We start from the raw sequence: 18300 nt of genomic DNA on the forward strand, positions 1-18300 counted from the left end.
TTGTTATTTGATGATCTCCCCTTTAAAATGTTTGCTCAGGAAATACGAAAGGTCTTCGCGGTACCCAACGCCCGATGCTTCAAATTTCCAGTCCACATCTTTTTTGTACAAACGGCCAAACTCAATGCCGGTCTCTATCGAGAAATCCTCATCCAGTTCGTATTTGGCTATCTCCATGCCGGTGGTTTCGTCAACAATACGGATGTATGCATCGCGCACCTGCCCAAAGTTTTGGTGCCTGTGGGTTGCCTCGTGGATGGTTACCACGAACAGGATCTCGGTAATCCGCGGGTCAACCCGGTTAAGGTCTACGCTGATCACTTCGTCGTCGCCACCGTCGCTGTTGCCGCCGGTGGGGTCGTCGCCCGAGTGGGACAGCGCGCTATCGGGCGAGGTGGTGTTACCGTAAAACACAAAGAATTCCTCAGCCGGAATTAAACGGCCGGTGCCGATCATTATCGCAGATGCGTCGAGGTCAAAAGCCAAGCCGGTACCTTCATTAGGGTTCCAGCCTAAGCCAACACTAATTTTAGAAAGGCCAATGTTGATCCTTTCTCCTTTTCTCAGAGTAATAGCCATTTTAGTATGTATAAAGATTATTTTTTTATTGTTTGCCAGATTGTTTCCATCTTAATAGAATTGGCGCGGCCGATTGAGGTCATCGTCGATTTCGGTGTCAAAGTAAGTGACTATTTTTAGATTAAACAATATTGTAATTGTTACACTAACGGGGAGGAATTTTGCAGAAAACACAGCTTTCCGCAGGAAACTAAACCATGAGGAAACAGATAGTTAAGCTTTACATCAACAACAAGATTTCCCTTTAGCTGAAAATAACAAATCGTTTAGAGAATTTCAGACAAACGACAAAAACTAATCAAACTTAGCTGCAATTATCTGCTCGCATAGCCCGAAGGATAGCGTCATTCCATTACCACCAAGGCCGTTAATAATGGTTACGCCCGGCTCGGGTTCCATCACCAGTTCGGTTTGGCCGGTGGTCATTTTTGCGTAGGTGCCGTTCCAGGTTTGTATCACATGGCTATCCTTTAAACGGGTAAAGGTTTGCAGGTATTTTAAGATCATCTGGTTGATGAAATCCTTATCGAAAGGGTCATGCACCAGGCCGTATTCGTGCGAATCGCCAACGGTTAGTTCGCCGGTGTGGTTTTGGCAGGCCATAACATGTATACCCCACTTTAACTCTTCGGCATATTGTGCTTCATAACGTTTGCGCAAGGCAGGCAACGCGGCTGCCGACTGAAAACCAGGGTAATGTATCATACTTAAGCTTCCGCAAAGTGCCGGGCCGATCCGCCAATCGCCGGGCTGCGCGGCCAAACGCATCATCTGCAGTTTACATTTGGTGATATCAAAACCGGCAAACAGTTGCGGGTAAAGTGTTTCAAATTCTACCCCGCTGCAAATAAAGATTTCATCGGTTTGCCAACTGCGGGTACCGCTTAATACGGTGCTTTGCTCCACATGGCTTATAGCAGTATTCCAGTAAAATTTCACATCGTATTTATCTGCAAGATACTGCGCAATGTTGCCTATGGCTGCGCGGGCTTCAACAATCATCTCGGTACCGCTCCACAAGGCACCTTTGAGTCCGTCGGGATTTACGCCCGGCGATTTTTCCAGTGCCTGTTGCGGTGTAAGTAATGCGCAATCGCGATGGGTTTTGTTGATGTTGGCGTACTGCTCCATTACTTCCAGTTCATCGTCGTGATATGCTACATGCAACGAGCCAACTTCGTCGTGCCAAATACCGGCATCCACGCAGGTTTGCTTCCAGATGCTGCGCGAGAGCATAGCCCGCTCAAACAAAGGCCCTGTTGGTTGCCCAATGGGCCAGACCATACCAAAATTACGTATAGATGCGCCGACGGCGCGTTCGTTCCGTTCAAAAACGGTTACCTCGTAACCCCTCATGGCCAGAGCCCGGGCGGTGGCCAAGCCAACAATGCCGGCACCAATTACGATAGCTGATGGTATGCTCATATAGCAGAAAATTTTAGATCGACACTGCTTTCGGGTACCGGTGGCTGCCTGCGTGCCGATTGCAAAAAGTAAATTAATGATAAAACGCCGCAAAGGCCGCCTACAATGGCAACTATTAACACGCCCTCTTTAAAGAACTCGCCCCAGCTAATGTTTGGCCGGGCAAACTCTTTAACCAAAAGTACGCTAACGCTACCCAGGTACCCCATCGAATCGGCAACGTACATGACAAATCCAACATTGCTTTTATAATGGAAGGTAGCGATCATCCGCTCGAAAAAGATGGCATTGTAGGGTACGTAGCCGAGGTAAAGCCCAAGCCCGGCCATAGTCATCCAGCTTACCGGACCAATCATTTTAAATGAGAACAACATTGTTGAAACGCCTACCAACACGCAGCCGCCTATGATAAATAAGTGGATGATGCTAAATGCCCGCAGGTTTTTCCTGACGAGGATAAGCAAACTCATGGCTACTAACACAATAACGGAGATCTGCGTATCTATTTTGGTGTAGATGCCGCGGTCTTTTATGCCAAGGCTATTCCAGATCTCTACCTCAAAATTATCGCGCACATCGCGCATAATGGTGAGCAATACATAAATAATGAGGGTTAATATAATGCCCGGCAAAAAGCGAATGATAAAATGTTTACGCTCCTGCGCGTTCATTGGCGCACGTTCGGCGCGTAGCAGCTTGTCTTCGGGAGTTTGCGGCGGCATCAACTCCAGCATAAAAACAAACAACACAAGCGGTATAGCGAACAAAGCACCGGTAAAAAACGGCATATTATATTCACTGATATGGTAAACGTGAATTAAGGTTTGCCCAACGGTTTTAACAAAGCCCGAACCAAATATTAAACTGATAGACAGCACTGCGGCCATAAACTCAGTAGAGCGGCGTCCTTCTAAATACCCAAAAACCAAACCCCATATTAACCCGAGCGGGAAGCCGTTAACAAACAGGAAAATGATATTGTACGGCGCGGGCACTAATGCAAAACCCAGCAAAGCCAGCCAGGAAATGCCAACCAGCATCAGGATAGTTAAACCGCGCTTTGCTCCTTTTACTTCAGCAATAAAGCGGATCCCGTAAAATTTACTTGAAGTATAGCCAACTATCTGTGCTATTACCAGCCAAACCTTATAATCTACATGAAAATATTGTTGCCCCGGGTAGGTGCCCGCTGCAAATGCCTTACGAAACGCGTACATGGACGTATAAGCACCAAACGCCGATACGGCTGCCATAACGGAGACCAGCCAATATGGCCAATTGGCTACGGCTGCTTTTAGTTTATGAGCTAAAGGCATGCCCATTTAGTTGAGCACGATATCAAGCACACCGGCAATATCATCAAGGATATGGGTGGGATGGTACGGCTCCAGTTCGGCGCGGGTAAAAGCACCGGTGGTAACCGCAATTACATATTTGCAGCCTGCATTCTGGCCTTCGCGAATATCTACTTCTGTATCGCCTACTTTTGCAACTTCCTGTGAATCGGTGATCCCGGCAAGTTTCATCATCCGTTGGATCATGGCAGGATCAGGGCGGCCGCTTTCTACCTCGTCAGACCCTATTAAATAATCTATCAATCCCTTCTCACACCATTGCAGGCGCTCAATGATGGTCTCCGCTATATCTTTAGAAAAGCCTGTGTTAACGCCTATCTTAATCCCCGTTTTCCGCAACGTAGCCATGGTTTCTTCTGCATTAGGCAAAGCTTCCAAAGCGGGCGCTTTTTGGTAGTAGCTTATCATCAGGGCAATAAATTCCTTGTGGATATTTTTGATAAGTTCTGGCGTGATCTTTTGGGTATCGGGCTCCAGCAGATGCAGCATTTTGGTAATGGCAACACTTTTTTCGTAACCCATTAAAGGGTTTATAGCATCATAGGTAACCTGGTAACCATACTTTTCCAGCGCGAGCCTGAATGTTTCCGTTACCTTATTTTCATCTTTTACCGTAGTACCGGCCATATCAAAAACAACAAGTTTAATAGACATTTGCTAACAATTTTGTTTAGCAATGTTAAACTATGTTTATTAATAATAAACTAAATTAAGGTTAAGGAATTTTTAAGTGTTACGCCCGTTCTTCAAAAAAGTAAATAACCAACATGCTTGCTTTCTCTTTACCCGTGTTTTTGGGTGTGTGGGGGATGCGGCCGTCAAACAACATCGAATCGCCCTGGCTTAGGGTGTATATCGTTTCGCCGAACTGGTATTCTATACTACCCGATAAAATATATTTGTATTCATAAGCCTCGGTTTCTACCTGCAGGCGGTGCGCATCCGGCTCCAATTCTAATATCACAATATCAACAGTAGAGTTTTTGATAGACTGGGTGAAAATGCGCTGGTAATGGAACCCCTCGGCATGCTCCTTCTCAAAATGATCATAGTCGGCCTGCCTGCGTATAATTAGCGGAAAGTTGCTGCCAGAGCCATGGATGTCTTTAAAAAAAACATTCATATCTATTTCCAATGCTTTAATAATATCAACAAGTACCACCAGAGAAGGAATAGTTCGGCTGTTCTCAATTTGCGAAATAAGCCCCTTACTCACATTGGCTCTCGAGGCAAGTTCCTGCACCGTTATATTTTTTTCGCGCCTTTTATCCTTTATCCGGTTACTGATCTGTATCAGTATATCATCTTCCATGCTGTACTATTGGTTATTGAAGGCTGGCAAAGTAGATAATAAAATTAAGCAAGGCAAGGTATTTAGCTTTATTTAACACCTTTTATGTGAAACAAATTATATGACGAAAACTTAATTTTATCCTAATATTAAAAGCCTTCCTTTGACGTAAACTATCTATCAATGCCCCTTACCCCGCTCACGCCCGAAAAAATTGTAGACGAAGTTTTTGCTTTGTATGAGCGGCACGGGAATGAGGACTACATTGGCGAGCCGGTATCACAATTGGAGCACATGTCGCAGTCTGCCGCCCTGGCCGAAGCCGAAGGCCATGATGATGAAGTAATATTAGCTGCCTTCTTCCATGATATAGGACATTTATGCGCCAGCGCCGAAAGTATGGACGGTATGGGTAATGTGGACCATGAGAAACTTGGGGCAGATTATTTAATAGAACGCGGCTTTTCCGACCGATTGGCCAACCTGGTGAACGGTCACGTGATCGCCAAGCGGTATTTAACTTTCAAATACCCCGAGTATTTTGATAAACTGTCGCCGGCGAGCAAAGTTACCCTTGGTTTTCAGGGTGGCGTAATGAGCGCCGCAGAAGCATACGCCTTTGAACAACACCCCGATGCCGACCTTATCATTCGGATGCGCTATTGGGACGATGAGGCTAAACTGCAAAATGTAGCTGTTAACAATGTTGCGCATTTAAAAAGCATCGCGCTATCTCATTTAAGGCGCAAATAGCAGGCCCTTGCACCCGCATGTTAACTTAGTTTAACTGTGTCGTAATTTAATTGTTACTATCCTTCCCGGTGCTTAATTCTAAGTACACAAAGTGTTAAAGTTTACTTAATCTAAACTTAGTTTACAAATAATAAACAAGTTTTAGTATTGCTGCAACAAAAAAACGAAGCTTTTTCACTCAAAAAAATTAATTTAATGAAACAGATTTACCAGCAATTAAAAGTTGTTGTAGCAGTAGTATTATTCTGTTTGTCGCCGGCATTATTGTTTGCGCAATCGAAAATTACAGGTACTGTTACAGACGAGAACCACTTGCCGTTACCAGGAGTAACCGTAAGCGTGGTTGAAACCGGCAAAAAAGTAGCTACCGACGTTGAGGGGCACTACCTTGTAAACGCCACTTTTGGCCAAACGCTTACATTCGCTTTTATAGGCTTAGAAACACAAAAATTAACCGTAGGCGATAAAGCCATTATCAACGTTACGTTAAGTGGTAGCAGCAAAACTTTAAACGAGGTGGTTGTAACCGCATTGGGTGTTAAGAAAGAAACCCGCCGCTTGGGTTACGCCATACAGGCAGTAAATGGTGAGCAACTGACCACCGCCCGCGACCCAAACCCTATTACCGGTTTAATTGGTAAAGTGGCAGGTGTATCGGTTGGCCCGTCTGCCGAGTTATTGGGTAACCCTAACGTATTAATAAGGGGTAACCAGGTATCGTTATACGTAGTGGATGGTTTCCCTATCAATACCGATACTTACAATGTTAGCCCTGATGATATTGAGAGCTATACCGTACTAAAGGGCCCTGCTGCTGCGGCGCTTTACGGTAACCGTGCACAATTTGGTGCTATTTTAATTACCACCAAAAAAGGCGATAAAAACAAAAAAGGCTTAACTGTCGACATCAATAGCAGTACTGTAGCCAACTCCGGCTTCCTGGCTTTCCCACGTACACAAAACTCATACGGCGGTGGCGAAAACACCTACTACCAGTTTGTTGATGGTAAAGGTGGTGCACCGGGCGGTGTGGATGGTGACTATGACGTTTGGGGCCCTTACTTCAACGGCCAGCTTATTCCGCAGTACGATAGCCCAATCATTAATGGGGTTAGGCAAGGTACGCCGTATGTGGCACGTGGTAAAGACAACCTGAAGAACTTCCTGCAAACAGGGTATCAATTTAACAACAACGTTGCCATAGGCACCGTGGGCGAAAACTACGTAACCCGCTTGTCGGTTTCGCAGCAGCACCAAACCAGCTACATCCCTTCGCAGTATTTGGATATTGCCAATATTAACTTATACGCATCATTCAGCCCAACTGCTAAGCTGAAATTTGAAGGTAACTTTGATTTTAACCGTCAGAGCACCGATAATTTCCCGGATGTGCAGTACGGCCCAAACAGTATCATCTACAACATTGCCGTATGGACCGGTGCCGACTGGGATATCAACGCACCTGATATTAAAGCCATATGGGCACCAGGTAAGGTTGGCGTTCAATCGGTTTTTGCCGAGTACCAGCGTTATCATAACCCATATCTTTTAACCCAGAAATGGACCCGCGGTCACTACAAAAACGATACTTACGGTTACTTAACCGGTAACTACAAATTCAATAATAATTTGAATGTTACTTTAAGGTCGTCTATCAACACTTATAACATCTTACGTACCGAGAAATTACCATACTCGGCTCACCCTTATGGCCGCGAAGGTAACCAGGGCGATTATCGCGAAGACCGCCGCGATCTGTATGATAGCAATACTGATGCGTTCCTGAGTTATAACTATACCGTTAAAAACTTTCTGAACCTATCTGGTTTAGTGGGTACTACCCTGCGTAGCTTCAACTACAACAGTAACTGGACATCTACCGATTATTTGAACGTGCCCGAGGTTTACGCTTTCAGCAACTCAAAAAATGCAATTCAGGCAACCAGCTTTAGCTCCGCCGGGCGAGAATTCAGCTACTACGCTTCGTTAGATGCTACATTTGGCAAATACGCTACACTATCAGGTACTTTCCGCCGCTACCGCTCAAGCGTTTTCCAATCAGCTACATCGTATAGCTACCCAAGCGTTTCGGTAGCAACTGTTGTGTCTGATTATATTAAACTGCCGGAGGTTATCTCTTTCCTTAAGCTGCGTGCATCGTACGCAAGTATCATTCGCGATGCATCAAGCCCAACCATTGGCCCTGCGCCGTTCAGTTCTATCACCGCTTTTGGTGGCGGTATTGCGCCATCGTTATTTAATAACCCGCTGGGTTACGGCTCTACCTATACTTCACCGTATAACGGCCCAACTTACGAGCTTACCCCATCTTACTTAACCAGCAAGCCATATAGCGGCCAAACCGCTGCCTATGCTGCTACTTCACTATTTCAGGACGGCATCAAAACTTCAACCCGTATCAACTGGGAGCAAGGTTTCGATATTAAATTCCTGCAAAACCGTTTAGGCTTCAGCGCAACTGCATTTCAATATGTAGACGGTCCGCAGATATTACCTAACGTAATTTCAACGTCTACCGGCTACAGCATCCTATATCTTAACGCTTTGAAAACTAAACGTGTTGGTTTAGAAGGTTCATTAGAAGGCACACCTATTAGAAATATGAGCGGCTTTACCTGGAATGTTTTGGTAAACGTTGCCAGCAACAAGCAAACTTATTTGGAATTGCCTCCGGGCCAAAGCGTTTATGCTACAAACTTTCACCAGGGCGACCGTACCGATAAATTGTACGGTAGCAAATTTGTGCGCACAACAGACGACCAGATCATTAACGATGCTGCAGGCAAGCCGCTTTCTGTAGGTAACCAGTTTTTGGGCAACATGAATGCTAAATACAGCTGGAGTGTTTACAATAAGATTCGTTACAAAAACCTAAGCATGGGCTTCCAGTTTGATGGTTCGGTTGGTGGTGTAATTATTGATTACATGCACAACAAAACCATGCGTGGTGGTGCCAACATTGAAACCGCAACTGGCGCATTGGGCGATGCCCGTTACAAAGACTGGCAAAACTTTGGTGTAGCCGGCTATAACGGCAGTTACATTGGCGAAGGTGTTTATGTATCTAACAAAGGTGCCGATGGCAAACCGGTTCCAATTAACTACGACTCTAACACGGGCGCTATCTTAAACTACTCTGCATTACAATTTTCGCCTAACAAGCAAACCGCTTTTGTGCAGGATTACGTGAGCAAGTACTACAATGTGGACGAAAGTAACCTGATGAGTAAAACCTTTTCAAAACTGCGCGAGGTTACCTTCACTTACGATTTCCCAAAATCGTTTCTGCAGAAAACCTTTATCCAAAAGGTTTCGGCATCGCTTTACGGGCGTAACTTATTGTACTTCTACAAAGACAAACGCTTTAAAGATGTTGACTTAGACCAGTACAATGGCGCGCAGGCTCAAACAGTATTGCAGTCGCCAACTGTACGCAGCTACGGTTTTAACTTAAACTTATCATTCTAATTATCAGAATATTTATGAAAAAGATATTTAAATTTTGTGTGCTGCCGGTGTGTATAGCACTATCGGTAACAGGCTGTAAAAAGAGTTTTGACGAACTCTCTGTTAACAACAACGTGCCCAATGCTGTTCCTGCTTCGTTATTATTCAACGGCGTATTAAACAGCATGCCCGATTTTCCGGATAGCGATAACGAAATATTTTCGCAATACTACCTGTACAACTACGATTATTACGGTAACAACCGCTATGATTTTGGTGGCGGCGATAACTATTACAACACACTTAAAAACGTACTTGCTATGGAGCAGCAGGCTACCGCAGCCGGTTTGCCTGCTGTGAACCAATACAGCGCCGTTGGTAAATTCTTCCGCGCATATTTCTTCAGCCAAATGAGCTTGCAGATGGGCGATATCCCAATGAGCCAGGCTTTGAAAGGTAAGGAAAACCTTACCCCGGTTTACGATTCGCAAAAGGATGTAATGAAGCAGTGTTTAACCTGGTTAGAAGAAGCTAATACAGATATGACAGCGGTTATCACCACAGGTGGCAGTACACTTACAGGTGACATTTACTTGAGTGGCGATCTGGCTAAATGGCGCAAAGTGATCAACACTTATCACATCAGGCTGTTAACCGAGCTAAGCAAAAAAACTGCTGAAGCCGACCTGGGCGTGATAAGCCAATTTGCAGCTATTGTTGGCAACCCAACCAAATACCCGGTAATGGCAAGTGCTGATGATAACCTGCAATACACTTTTGTTGCGCCAAGCAACTACTACCCTATGACGCCTGATAACTTTGGGCAGAACGGTTCCCGTAAAAATTCATCAACTACTTACGTAGGTTTATTAACCGCCTTAAAAGACCCGCGTACTTTTGTTACCAATGAGCCGGCCCGCGACCTGGTTGATAACCTGAAACAAAGCCCTACCGCTTTCAACTCGTTTGTTGGTGCCGATCCGGGGTTGGATCTGGGTGTGATGTATAACAACGCAGGTTTGCAGAAATACTCTTTCATTAACCGTAAACGTTACTACTCTACCTTTACCGGCGAGCCTTCTATCCAGATTGGTTATGCCGAACTGATGTTTAACATTGCCGAGGGGATTAACCGTGGTTGGGCAACCGGCGATGCCGAAGCTTACTACATAAAAGGGATCCAGGCATCATTCGCGTCATACGGTATCCCAACCGGTACTGGTAGCTTCACTGCTTACTTTTACCGCCCGGGCTCTACGGGTACAGCCAATATAGCCAATTACGATACTTATAATATTGATGTTGACTGGGCTGCTTACTACGGCCAGGCTACCGTTAAATATACCAACGATGCTGCTGGTTTAACTAAAATTTTACAGCAGAAATACCTGGCACTGTTCCGTCACTCCGGTTTGGAGTCGTACTTTACCTACCGCAGAACAGGTGTACCGGCCTTTACAACAGGCCCGGGTACTGGTAACGGCAGCCGTATAGCTTCGCGTTTCCAGTATCCCAATTCAGAACGTACTTCTAACCTTGATAACTACAATAAAGCGCTGCAGGCCCAATTTGGCGGCAACGACGATATCAACGGTTTGATGTACATTCTTAAATAAACCAAAAAACAAAACACAACAGGGCAGTTAGAGATAGCTGCCCTGCTTGTTTAAAACAAAACCTATGAAAAAATTACTTTTCATACTGCTAAGTGCCTGCCTTATAACGCCGGCTACAGCTCAGCATAAAACAAAAAACCTCATCGTGATCACCCTCGATGGGATGCGCTGGCAGGAGATCTACCGGGGTGCAGATTCGGCACTCCTCAATTCAAAATTCACTAACGATAAAGCAGAGGTAAAGAAGCAATATTGGGCAGCAACACCACAGGAGCGCCGCGCCATTTTGTTCCCGTTCTTATGGAGCGTTATAGCCAAGCAAGGGCAGCTTTATGGCAACAGGGACGCGGGTGGCAAGGATGAACTTGCTAACCCCTACCATTTTTCTTATCCGGGCTATAACGAGATCTTTACCGGTTTCCCCGATAAAAGGATGAACACCAACGACCCTATCACCAACCCCAACATGAACGTGCTGGAGTACATCAACAAACAAAAGGGGTTTGAAGGTAAGGTGATCGCTTTCTCCTCATGGGAACGTTTTCCGCAGATCTTGAATGTGAGCCGCTCGGGCTTGCCGGTGTATTCGGGCTATGCCGACTTGAAGAATGCCGATGCCAATGCCCGCTTAAAATACCTGAACGAGCTACAGCACCATACGCCACGCTACTTAGGCGACAGTACCCGTTCAGATTTTATCACTTACGAGTACAGCAAAGAGTATTTAAAGCAATACAAACCACGCGTGTTGTTTATGGCGTTTGACGAAACGGACGATATGGCGCATGATGGTAACTATAAATCGTACCTCGAAAGGGCAAAGCAGGAAGATAGCTTTATTAAACAACTTTGGGAAACCATCCAAAACGATCCCTTCTATAAAAATAATACCACCCTGCTGATAACCTGCGACCATGGCCGGGGCGAAGTACCTTTAGATACCTGGAAAGGGCATGGGGCTGAGGTTGTTGGTTCGGAGCAGACATGGTTTGCCGTTATGGGACCGGATACCGCACCGATGGGCGAAGTAAAACCCGCTGAAACTACTTACCATAAACAATTGGCACAAACTATGGCCGAATTGCTGGGCTTTGATTTCAAGGCGAATGCAGGGCATGAAGTTGGCGATGCTATAAAAACCGTTACCAAATAATTATGCGTGCCCAATTTTTAATACTAATAACAATACTAACAGGATTAGGCACCTACACACCTAATCCTGTTCCGGCAGCTAAGCATCAATTTATTGTGATCGCTCATCGCGGCGACCATATGATCTACCCTGAGAATAGCCTCGAAGCCTATCGCGAAGCCATAAAAAACGCGGCGGATTATACTGAGATAGACCTCCGAACCACAAAGGACAGCCAATTGGTGAGTATGCACGATGGTACGGTAAACCGCATGGCAAATGCCAAAGGTGCCGTAAGCAGCTTGACGCTTGACGAACTAAAGCAGCTTAAACTAAAAGGTAAGGACTCCACCCAAACTTACCGGATCCCCACGTTTGCAGAGATCCTGAAACTCGCCAAAAACAAAATAAACATATATCTGGATTTTAAAGCCGCCGACCCCGCCACTGCTTATAAAATGATACAGGCATATGGCATGGAGAAACAGGTGCTGGTATACATCAACAGCCAGGCGCAATTTACAGGTTGGCGCAAAGCAGCTCCAAAAATGCCTTTAATGCTAAGCTTACCCGATAGCGTTAAGAGCGTTTCCAGTATGCAAAAATTCCTTGATGCCTACCAGCCCGATCTGCTTGATGGTAGCTATAGCCAGTATACGCCCGCTCTCCTTGATTACGCTGCAACTATGAAACTCCCGGTTTGGCCGGATATCCAAAGCGCTGGCGAAGGACCGGCGGAATGGAATAAAGCCCTGCAAAAAGGACTTACCGGCCTCCAAACCGATCATCCGGCAGCTTTGGTTAAATATTTAAAAGAAAAAGGGCTGCGATGACATTTATCCTTTATTCTTTACAAATCAGAGCTTGGTCGCAAAGATGGGTTTTCAGAACCCTCAAACTTTAGCAGGTCTTTCACCAAGACGTTTGGCAAAGGTCGAAAAGTATTTATCCGATCAAAAAGTCACCTAACAGACAACCTTATGCCTCCACATTAAATGCTCTTTGTATGCCTAATTCCAATCCCCTCAACTCGGCAAGCCCTCTCAGGCGACCAATGGCCGAGTACCCTGGGTTAGTTTTTTTACGCAGGTCATCCAGCATTTTGTGCCCATGATCCGGCCGGAATGGCATCGCAAGATCCGTCCGGCCTGTGGCGGCCCGCTTTTTTTGCACTTCCAACAATGCTTTCATTACGGCATACATATCCACATCACCGGTTAAATGGTCGGCTTCATAAAAATTGCCTTCAGCATCACGCTTTGTGCTGCGGAGGTGGATAAAATGAATACGTTCGCCTAAGCGTTCAACCATCCCAGGCAGGTCGTTATCGGCCATTACCCCAAAAGAACCGGTGCAAAACGTTAACCCATTATTGGGGCTGTCAATAGCGTTGTAAATATCTACAATGTCCTGCTCGTTGCTCACTACCCTCGGTAAACCTAAAATAGGATACGGTGGATCATCCGGATGGATGCACATCAGCACGCCCGCCTGTTCAGCCGCCGGGATCACGTCACGCAGAAAATCGGCAAGGTTAGCCTTAAGGGTTACTGCGTCAATACTGCCGTACGATGTCAGCATTTCTAAAAATCTTTCTGTGTTGTACCCTTCGTTCGCTCCGGGTAAACCGGCAATTATATTATTAACCAGCTGCTGTTTGTCTGCTTCTGTTAACGTGTCATAATATGCTTTTGCTTTTTCTCTAATCTCTTCAGCATAGTCTTTTTCGGCGCCCGGGCGATTCAGGATATAAACATCGAAAGCGGCAAAAGCGGCAGTATCAAAACGCAGCGCGGTGGAGCCGTCAGCCAGCAAATAATCCAGATCGGTACGCGTCCAATCCAGTATAGGCATAAAGTTGTAACAAACTATGCTTAAGCCACATTGCCCTATATTAAGCAAGCTTTGGCGGTAATTTTCTATGATCTGTTTGTAGTTGCCTCTACGCTTTTTTATGTCCTCGTGCACCGGCACGCTCTCAATTACCGCCCAGGTTAACCCCGCGTCTTCTATAATTTTCTTTCTCTCTAATATCTCGTCAACAGGCCAAACTTCGCCGGTAGGGATATGATGTAGCGCCGATACTATACCGGTAGCGCCGGCCTGCCTGGCGTCGGCAAGGCTAACCGGGTCGTTGGGCCCATACCAACGCCATGTTTGTTGTAAACTCATACAAATAAATTTTGTGCGCCTAAAATACAAAGTATATGCATGATATGTCTTGCGTCCGTTAATTATAATATCGATTATTTAACCCTGTATATCCATAGGTTAAAAACGGCATTCCGTCTATGTTTACCACCCCTTCGTCTATTGTATTTTCAATTATAAACCTATAACTGTTTATTAGTAAGCCGAAAGCCCGCTTGTGCTTTTTGCGACGTTTATAAACCAATTAAACCCATTATATGAACAATCCATTACGTTTTTGGAAAGCAGCCTGGTGCTTTCCTGTGAAGATTGGGTTGCCGAGAAAGGAATTTATACAATTAACATCGGCGCATCCTCAAAGAACTTGAAGCTGAGCTGCAAATTCTCGCTTGCGAAAGAGTTGATTGTTGAAAGGGATAGTAAATCCTTATCTCCACAAGTAGCTATTGACGAACTGAAAAAATAAAATAAACCTAATATCAAAACCAAAAAAATGAAAAGAAAAATTTTAACCACCGCAGCCCTTATCCTTGTAATTGTAACCGCCTGCTTCGCGGCAGACATCAGCGGCAAATGGGCAGGCAAACTTATGGACCAGTATGATATTGCCTATGATTTTAAAGTAGAGGGCGAAAAGCTTACCGGATCGACAACCGGACCCGAAGGCAATCTCATCAACATCCAAAACGGTGTTATTAAGGGCGACGACCTTTCGTTTACCATCAACATTATGGATAACAACATCAAAGTTACCGGTAAAGTAAAAGACGATGCCATCACCCTCACCATGCCCGGTATGAACGGCGGCGAACCGATGACCCTTATCCTAAAAAAGGTAAAATAAGAATTACTAACAATGCAAAAAGGGTAAACCGCAGCATGTGTGGTTTACCCTTTTTATTTCTTAAGACAAACCTCTAACCTCTATTTGTGCTTGCTCCCCATAAAAAAGGTGATCTCACCGCCAGCCATAATATCCTGGTGGGTAATGGATAAGCCTGTTAGCGGTTTGCCGTTCAGTATCATTTTTTGGATATAAACATTCTTTTCGCTTTGGTTTTTTACGTTGATGGTAAAAGTTTTGCCTCCGCCAACTTGTATTACTGCGCCGTTGATGCCCGGGCTGCCGATAGCATAATCATTTGATGCAGGCGCAACCGGGTAAAAGCCTAATGTGCTAAAAATGTACCAGGCGCTCATTTGGCCGGTGTCATCGTTACCACCCAAGCCATCGGGGGTTGGCTTATACATTCGGTTCAATATCATGCGGATGCGCTCCTGCGTTTTCCATGGCTTGTCGGTCCAGTTGTATAAATAGGCTACGTGGTGAGACGGCTCATTGCCATGCACATAATTGCCTATGATACCATCGCGGGTAATATCTTCGGTCTCGGCGAAATATTTGTCCGGCAATTCCATGGTGAACAGCGAATCGAGGTAGCGGACAAAGCGTTTATCGCCGCCCATCAGCTTTATCAATCCTTCGGGATCTTGCGGGGCGAATAAGGTATAGTTCCAGGAGTTGCCTTCAATGAAACCTTCGTTAATGGTGCTAAGCGGGTCGAACTTGGCGCGAAATGTACCATTTGCCAGTTTAGGCCGCATAAAACCAACCGACGGATCGTAAACATTTTTATAATTCTCGCTGCGTTTAATGAACTCGTTGTAGATTTCCATTTTGTTCAGCTTTTTGGCCATCTGCGCTATCGCCCAGTCGTCGTAAGCATATTCTAAGGTATTAGATACCGATACGCCCGTTTTTTCATCGGGGATGTAACCTTGGTCGATGTACTCACCAATACCCTCATAGCTGCGGTGGCGTGCTGTAGCTACTGCAGCATCCAAAGCTTTATTGGCATTAAACGGCGCGTTGCCTTTTACCACGGCATCCGCCAAAACAGATACGCTGTGGTAGCCGCTCATACACCAGTTTTCGTTACCGCTGTTGCTCCAAACGGGCAGCATGTGTTCGGGGCTTTGGTCGTAATGCACCAGCATCGATTTTACCATATCGGTATTGCGCTGCGGTTCAATAATATTAAACAGCGGGTGCAAGGCGCGGTAGGTATCCCATAGCGAGAAGGTGGTGTAGTTGGTAAAGCCATCGGCCTTGTGTATGTTTTGGTCTATCCCCTTGTATTGTCCGTCCACATCCATATACATGGTGGGGTTGATCATGGTATGGTACATGGCAGTATAAAAATCCTGCTTTTTAGCTACACTGCCTGCAACGGTAATCTTCTCTAAAGCGGTTTCCCAAAGGGCCTGGCCATCCGTTTTTACCTTATCAAAATCCCAGCCCGGCACTTCTGCCTGCATATTGGCCATTGCGCCATCCATGCTTACCGGTGATAGGGCAAACTTAATTTTTATCTTCTCATCCGCTTCGGTTTTAAAATCGAAGTAAGCGCGGATCTGTTTACCGGCTATCTCGGGGAAGTTTTTTGTTTGGTTGAATTTACCCCAAAAACCTCCGTACACCTGTCTCTTTTCATACTTTTTAAAGCCATACTGCGTGAACTTTTTATTGAATGTCATCGCGAAATATAGTGTACGGGTACGTGCCCAGCCATTCGTTTGGCGATAACCCACCAGGGTACTATCGTTTACTATTTTTACGTAGGTCCAAACGGTTTTATCGGGATAGTTGTAGATCCCTGCCATCAGATCGAGGATGACATGCGATTGATCCGACTTAGGGAAAGTGTACTGATGGAACCCAACACGTGCACTGGTGGTCATCTCGGCAGTGATATTGCTTTCGTCAAGCTTTACTTTGTAGTAATTGGCCTCGCTTACTTCGTTGGCATGCGAAAAAGCCGAGCGATACCCGCTGCCGGGTTTATCAGCCGTGCCGGGGTTTAGCTTTAATGCACCCACGGTAGGCATGATCAGAAAGTCGCCCAGATCAGAGTGACCCGTTCCACTGAAATGTGTATGGCTGAAACCAACAATGGTTTTATCATCGTACTGATAACCGGCGCAATATTTATATACGTCAGGATTATATTTTCCGTTCAGCTCATAGCTCGGGGTATCGGTTTCGGGGCTTAGCTGCACCATACCAAATGGCACCGTTGCACCCGGGTAAGTGTGCCCCATACGCTGTGTGCCTATGATGGGTTTTACGTATTGTACCAGTTTTTCGTGAGCGGGAGTTTGAGCGGAGGCATTAAAGCCGGCAAATAATATCAGGGCTGCTAATAATTTCTTCATTTTGGGCAACAGTGTACGATCAGTAAAACAATTTAACGGAAGCAAATATAAAATCATATCTTGGTTAACCGTATTTTATTACAGCTACCATAGCCAAATATTGCCATTATGGCGTAATTGTTACCGTTTGTAACATCGGTATGGCTTTTGTAATCTAATTTGTAAATTACATCACCAAAACTAAAAACAACAACAGATGAAAAAACTATTCTTCGCTCTCGCTATTACGGTTGGGGCAATGTCGTTAAGCTCGTGCAGTTACAACAGCATGGTTACTGCCGACGAAAATATAAAAGGCAAATGGGGCGAAGTGCAAACGCAATACCAACGCCGGAGCGACCTGATCCCAAATTTAGTTGCAACCGTTAAAGGCGAAGCAAATTTTGAGAAAGGCACCCTTACAGAAGTTACCGAGGCACGCGCCAAAGCAACGTCGGTACAGGTTGATGCCAGCAAACTTACCCCCGAAAGCATCCAAAAATACCAGGAAGCGCAAGGGCAGTTAAGCACCGCATTAGGCAGGTTGCTTAGCATTACAGAAAACTATCCAACGCTTCGGGCAAATGACGCGTTCAGAGGGTTACAGGTGCAATTAGAAGGCACTGAAAACCGCATTGGCTTTGCCCGTAAAGATTTTAACGAAGCCGTACAGGCATATAACAGCAAGATCCGCTCGTTCCCGGCCAACATCACGGCTAAGATGTTCGGCTTTAACGAAAAAGGCTACTTTACAGCCGAACCCGGTTCTGATAAAGCACCAGAGGTTAAATTCTAATTAGTGAATGGGTGATTTAGTGAATGAGTGATTGTAGCTACAATTGCTGGTTTGCTAAATCATTCACTCCTTTATTCATTCAATAATTCACTAATTAATTATGGCAGTATTTACTGACGAAGAGCAAGAGCGCATTCAAAAAGCTGTGGCCGAGGCCGAAAAGAACACATCCGGTGAGATCCGCGTTTGCATGGAAAAAACCTGCAACGATGAAGCGCTGGACCGCGCAGTGAAATATTTCGCGCGGCTGGAAATGCATAAAACCAAGCTTCGCAACGGCGTACTTATTTATGTGGCCACGGTCGACCGCAAATTCGCCATTATAGGCGATGCAGGTATTAACAAAGTTGTACCAGCTGATTTTTGGGATACCACAAAAGAAGACATGCTGAGTCATTTTAAATACGGCAACCTGGTAGAAGGCATAGTTACCGGCGTTACAAAGGCAGGGGAACAACTTAAAAAGTATTTCCCACACCTGCTTGACGACAAAAACGAACTGCCCGACGATATTGCCTTTATGGATGGCCACTAAACTT

General features: G+C 45.3%; 16 protein-coding genes. 9 read left to right on the forward strand and 7 right to left on the reverse strand.

All coding sequences use genetic code 11. From position 1 onward, the window contains the following. Positions 1–3: 3 nt before the first annotated feature. The 5 genes from ABIX36_RS09295 to ABIX36_RS09315 form a co-directional block, all read right to left on the reverse strand. Entirely contained in the window at positions 4–579 is a 576-nt protein-coding gene (locus ABIX36_RS09295) for a TerD family protein (RefSeq protein WP_348081889.1), read from the reverse strand. Positions 580–873: 294 nt separating this feature from the next. Then, a complete protein-coding gene (locus ABIX36_RS09300) occupies positions 874–2004 on the reverse strand; it encodes a TIGR03364 family FAD-dependent oxidoreductase (RefSeq protein WP_348081890.1) in 1131 nt (376 codons plus the stop codon). Next, complete coding sequence (locus ABIX36_RS09305) at positions 2001–3320, reverse strand: DUF5690 family protein (protein ID WP_348081891.1); 1320 nt, start codon at positions 3318–3320, stop codon at positions 2001–2003. Before ABIX36_RS09305 ends, ABIX36_RS09300 begins: the two co-directional genes overlap by 4 nt. 6 nt (positions 3321–3326) lie before the next feature. Continuing rightward, on the reverse strand, positions 3327–4013 hold the full coding sequence (locus tag ABIX36_RS09310; RefSeq protein ID WP_348081892.1) for an HAD-IA family hydrolase: 687 nt from the start codon (positions 4011–4013) through the stop codon (positions 3327–3329). 79 nt (positions 4014–4092) lie between these two features. Next, complete coding sequence (locus ABIX36_RS09315; RefSeq protein ID WP_348081893.1) at positions 4093–4671, reverse strand: XRE family transcriptional regulator; 579 nt, start codon at positions 4669–4671, stop codon at positions 4093–4095. A 162-nt stretch (positions 4672–4833) separates the two neighbouring features. On the opposite strand from ABIX36_RS09315, the gene ABIX36_RS09320 reads away from it, so the two are divergent. The 5 genes from ABIX36_RS09320 (at position 4834) to ABIX36_RS09340 (ending at position 12452) form a co-directional block, all read left to right on the forward strand. Further along, positions 4834–5403 carry an HDIG domain-containing metalloprotein gene (locus ABIX36_RS09320; RefSeq protein WP_348081894.1) on the forward strand — a complete coding sequence of 190 codons (570 nt, stop codon included), beginning with the start codon at positions 4834–4836 and terminating at the stop codon, positions 5401–5403. 195 nt (positions 5404–5598) lie between these two features. Beyond that, positions 5599–8892, forward strand: coding sequence for a SusC/RagA family TonB-linked outer membrane protein (locus ABIX36_RS09325; protein WP_348081895.1), 3294 nt, complete (start codon positions 5599–5601; stop codon positions 8890–8892). A 14-nt stretch (positions 8893–8906) separates the two neighbouring features. Then, on the forward strand, positions 8907–10487 hold the full coding sequence (locus ABIX36_RS09330; RefSeq protein WP_348081896.1) for a SusD/RagB family nutrient-binding outer membrane lipoprotein: 1581 nt from the start codon (positions 8907–8909) through the stop codon (positions 10485–10487). A 64-nt stretch (positions 10488–10551) separates the two neighbouring features. Further along, positions 10552–11640, forward strand: a complete 1089-nt coding sequence (locus ABIX36_RS09335; protein ID WP_348081897.1) for an alkaline phosphatase family protein — start codon at positions 10552–10554, stop codon at positions 11638–11640. A gap of 2 nt (positions 11641–11642) precedes the next feature. After that, the gene (locus tag ABIX36_RS09340) at positions 11643–12452 is read left to right on the forward strand and encodes a glycerophosphodiester phosphodiesterase family protein (protein WP_348081898.1); all 810 of its coding nucleotides are present in this window, start codon (positions 11643–11645) and stop codon (positions 12450–12452) included. Positions 12453–12597: 145 nt separating this feature from the next. Here the strand turns inward: ABIX36_RS09340 and uxuA are convergent, their stop codons facing one another. Further along, entirely contained in the window at positions 12598–13791 is a 1194-nt protein-coding gene (gene uxuA / locus ABIX36_RS09345; RefSeq protein ID WP_348081899.1) for a mannonate dehydratase, read from the reverse strand. Between the two features lie 256 nt (positions 13792–14047). Between uxuA and ABIX36_RS09350 the strand changes: the two genes are divergently transcribed. Together ABIX36_RS09350 and ABIX36_RS09355 are read left to right on the forward strand one after the other, a co-directional pair. Beyond that, positions 14048–14236 carry a hypothetical protein gene (locus ABIX36_RS09350; protein ID WP_348081900.1) on the forward strand — a complete coding sequence of 63 codons (189 nt, stop codon included), beginning with the start codon at positions 14048–14050 and terminating at the stop codon, positions 14234–14236. 27 nt (positions 14237–14263) lie between these two features. Next, positions 14264–14614, forward strand: coding sequence for a hypothetical protein (locus tag ABIX36_RS09355; protein ID WP_348081901.1), 351 nt, complete (start codon positions 14264–14266; stop codon positions 14612–14614). A gap of 80 nt (positions 14615–14694) precedes the next feature. Here the strand turns inward: ABIX36_RS09355 and ABIX36_RS09360 are convergent, their stop codons facing one another. Continuing rightward, on the reverse strand, positions 14695–17043 hold the full coding sequence (locus ABIX36_RS09360; RefSeq protein WP_348081902.1) for a GH92 family glycosyl hydrolase: 2349 nt from the start codon (positions 17041–17043) through the stop codon (positions 14695–14697). 139 nt (positions 17044–17182) lie between these two features. On the opposite strand from ABIX36_RS09360, the gene ABIX36_RS09365 reads away from it, so the two are divergent. Together ABIX36_RS09365 and ABIX36_RS09370 are read left to right on the forward strand one after the other, a co-directional pair. After that, positions 17183–17761, forward strand: a complete 579-nt coding sequence (locus ABIX36_RS09365; protein WP_348081903.1) for a LemA family protein — start codon at positions 17183–17185, stop codon at positions 17759–17761. Positions 17762–17861: 100 nt separating this feature from the next. Beyond that, positions 17862–18296: a TPM domain-containing protein gene (locus tag ABIX36_RS09370; protein ID WP_348081904.1), complete on the forward strand. Its 435-nt coding sequence runs from the start codon at positions 17862–17864 to the stop codon at positions 18294–18296. Positions 18297–18300: the final 4 nt, after the last annotated feature.

The organism is Mucilaginibacter sp. (assembly GCF_039925265.1).
Taxonomy (GTDB): domain Bacteria; phylum Bacteroidota; class Bacteroidia; order Sphingobacteriales; family Sphingobacteriaceae; genus Mucilaginibacter.

What these genes read in the sequence shown, in the direction of transcription:
- ABIX36_RS09365 (WP_348081903.1), top strand. Translation starts at nt 17,183, where the DNA reads ATGAAAAAACTATTCTTCGCTCTCGCTATTACGGTTGGGGCAATGTCG.
- ABIX36_RS09340 (WP_348081898.1), top strand. Translation starts at nt 11,643, where the DNA reads ATGCGTGCCCAATTTTTAATACTAATAACAATACTAACAGGATTAGGC.
- ABIX36_RS09300 (WP_348081890.1), bottom strand. Translation starts at nt 2,004, where the DNA reads ATGAGCATACCATCAGCTATCGTAATTGGTGCCGGCATTGTTGGCTTG.
- ABIX36_RS09315 (WP_348081893.1), bottom strand. Translation starts at nt 4,671, where the DNA reads ATGGAAGATGATATACTGATACAGATCAGTAACCGGATAAAGGATAAA.
- ABIX36_RS09330 (WP_348081896.1), top strand. Translation starts at nt 8,907, where the DNA reads ATGAAAAAGATATTTAAATTTTGTGTGCTGCCGGTGTGTATAGCACTA.
- ABIX36_RS09335 (WP_348081897.1), top strand. Translation starts at nt 10,552, where the DNA reads ATGAAAAAATTACTTTTCATACTGCTAAGTGCCTGCCTTATAACGCCG.
- ABIX36_RS09320 (WP_348081894.1), top strand. Translation starts at nt 4,834, where the DNA reads ATGCCCCTTACCCCGCTCACGCCCGAAAAAATTGTAGACGAAGTTTTT.
- ABIX36_RS09305 (WP_348081891.1), bottom strand. Translation starts at nt 3,320, where the DNA reads ATGCCTTTAGCTCATAAACTAAAAGCAGCCGTAGCCAATTGGCCATAT.
- ABIX36_RS09360 (WP_348081902.1), bottom strand. Translation starts at nt 17,043, where the DNA reads ATGATTTTATATTTGCTTCCGTTAAATTGTTTTACTGATCGTACACTG.
- ABIX36_RS09295 (WP_348081889.1), bottom strand. Translation starts at nt 579, where the DNA reads ATGGCTATTACTCTGAGAAAAGGAGAAAGGATCAACATTGGCCTTTCT.
- ABIX36_RS09370 (WP_348081904.1), top strand. Translation starts at nt 17,862, where the DNA reads ATGGCAGTATTTACTGACGAAGAGCAAGAGCGCATTCAAAAAGCTGTG.
- uxuA (WP_348081899.1), bottom strand. Translation starts at nt 13,791, where the DNA reads ATGAGTTTACAACAAACATGGCGTTGGTATGGGCCCAACGACCCGGTT.
- ABIX36_RS09310 (WP_348081892.1), bottom strand. Translation starts at nt 4,013, where the DNA reads ATGTCTATTAAACTTGTTGTTTTTGATATGGCCGGTACTACGGTAAAA.
- ABIX36_RS09325 (WP_348081895.1), top strand. Translation starts at nt 5,599, where the DNA reads ATGAAACAGATTTACCAGCAATTAAAAGTTGTTGTAGCAGTAGTATTA.
- ABIX36_RS09355 (WP_348081901.1), top strand. Translation starts at nt 14,264, where the DNA reads ATGAAAAGAAAAATTTTAACCACCGCAGCCCTTATCCTTGTAATTGTA.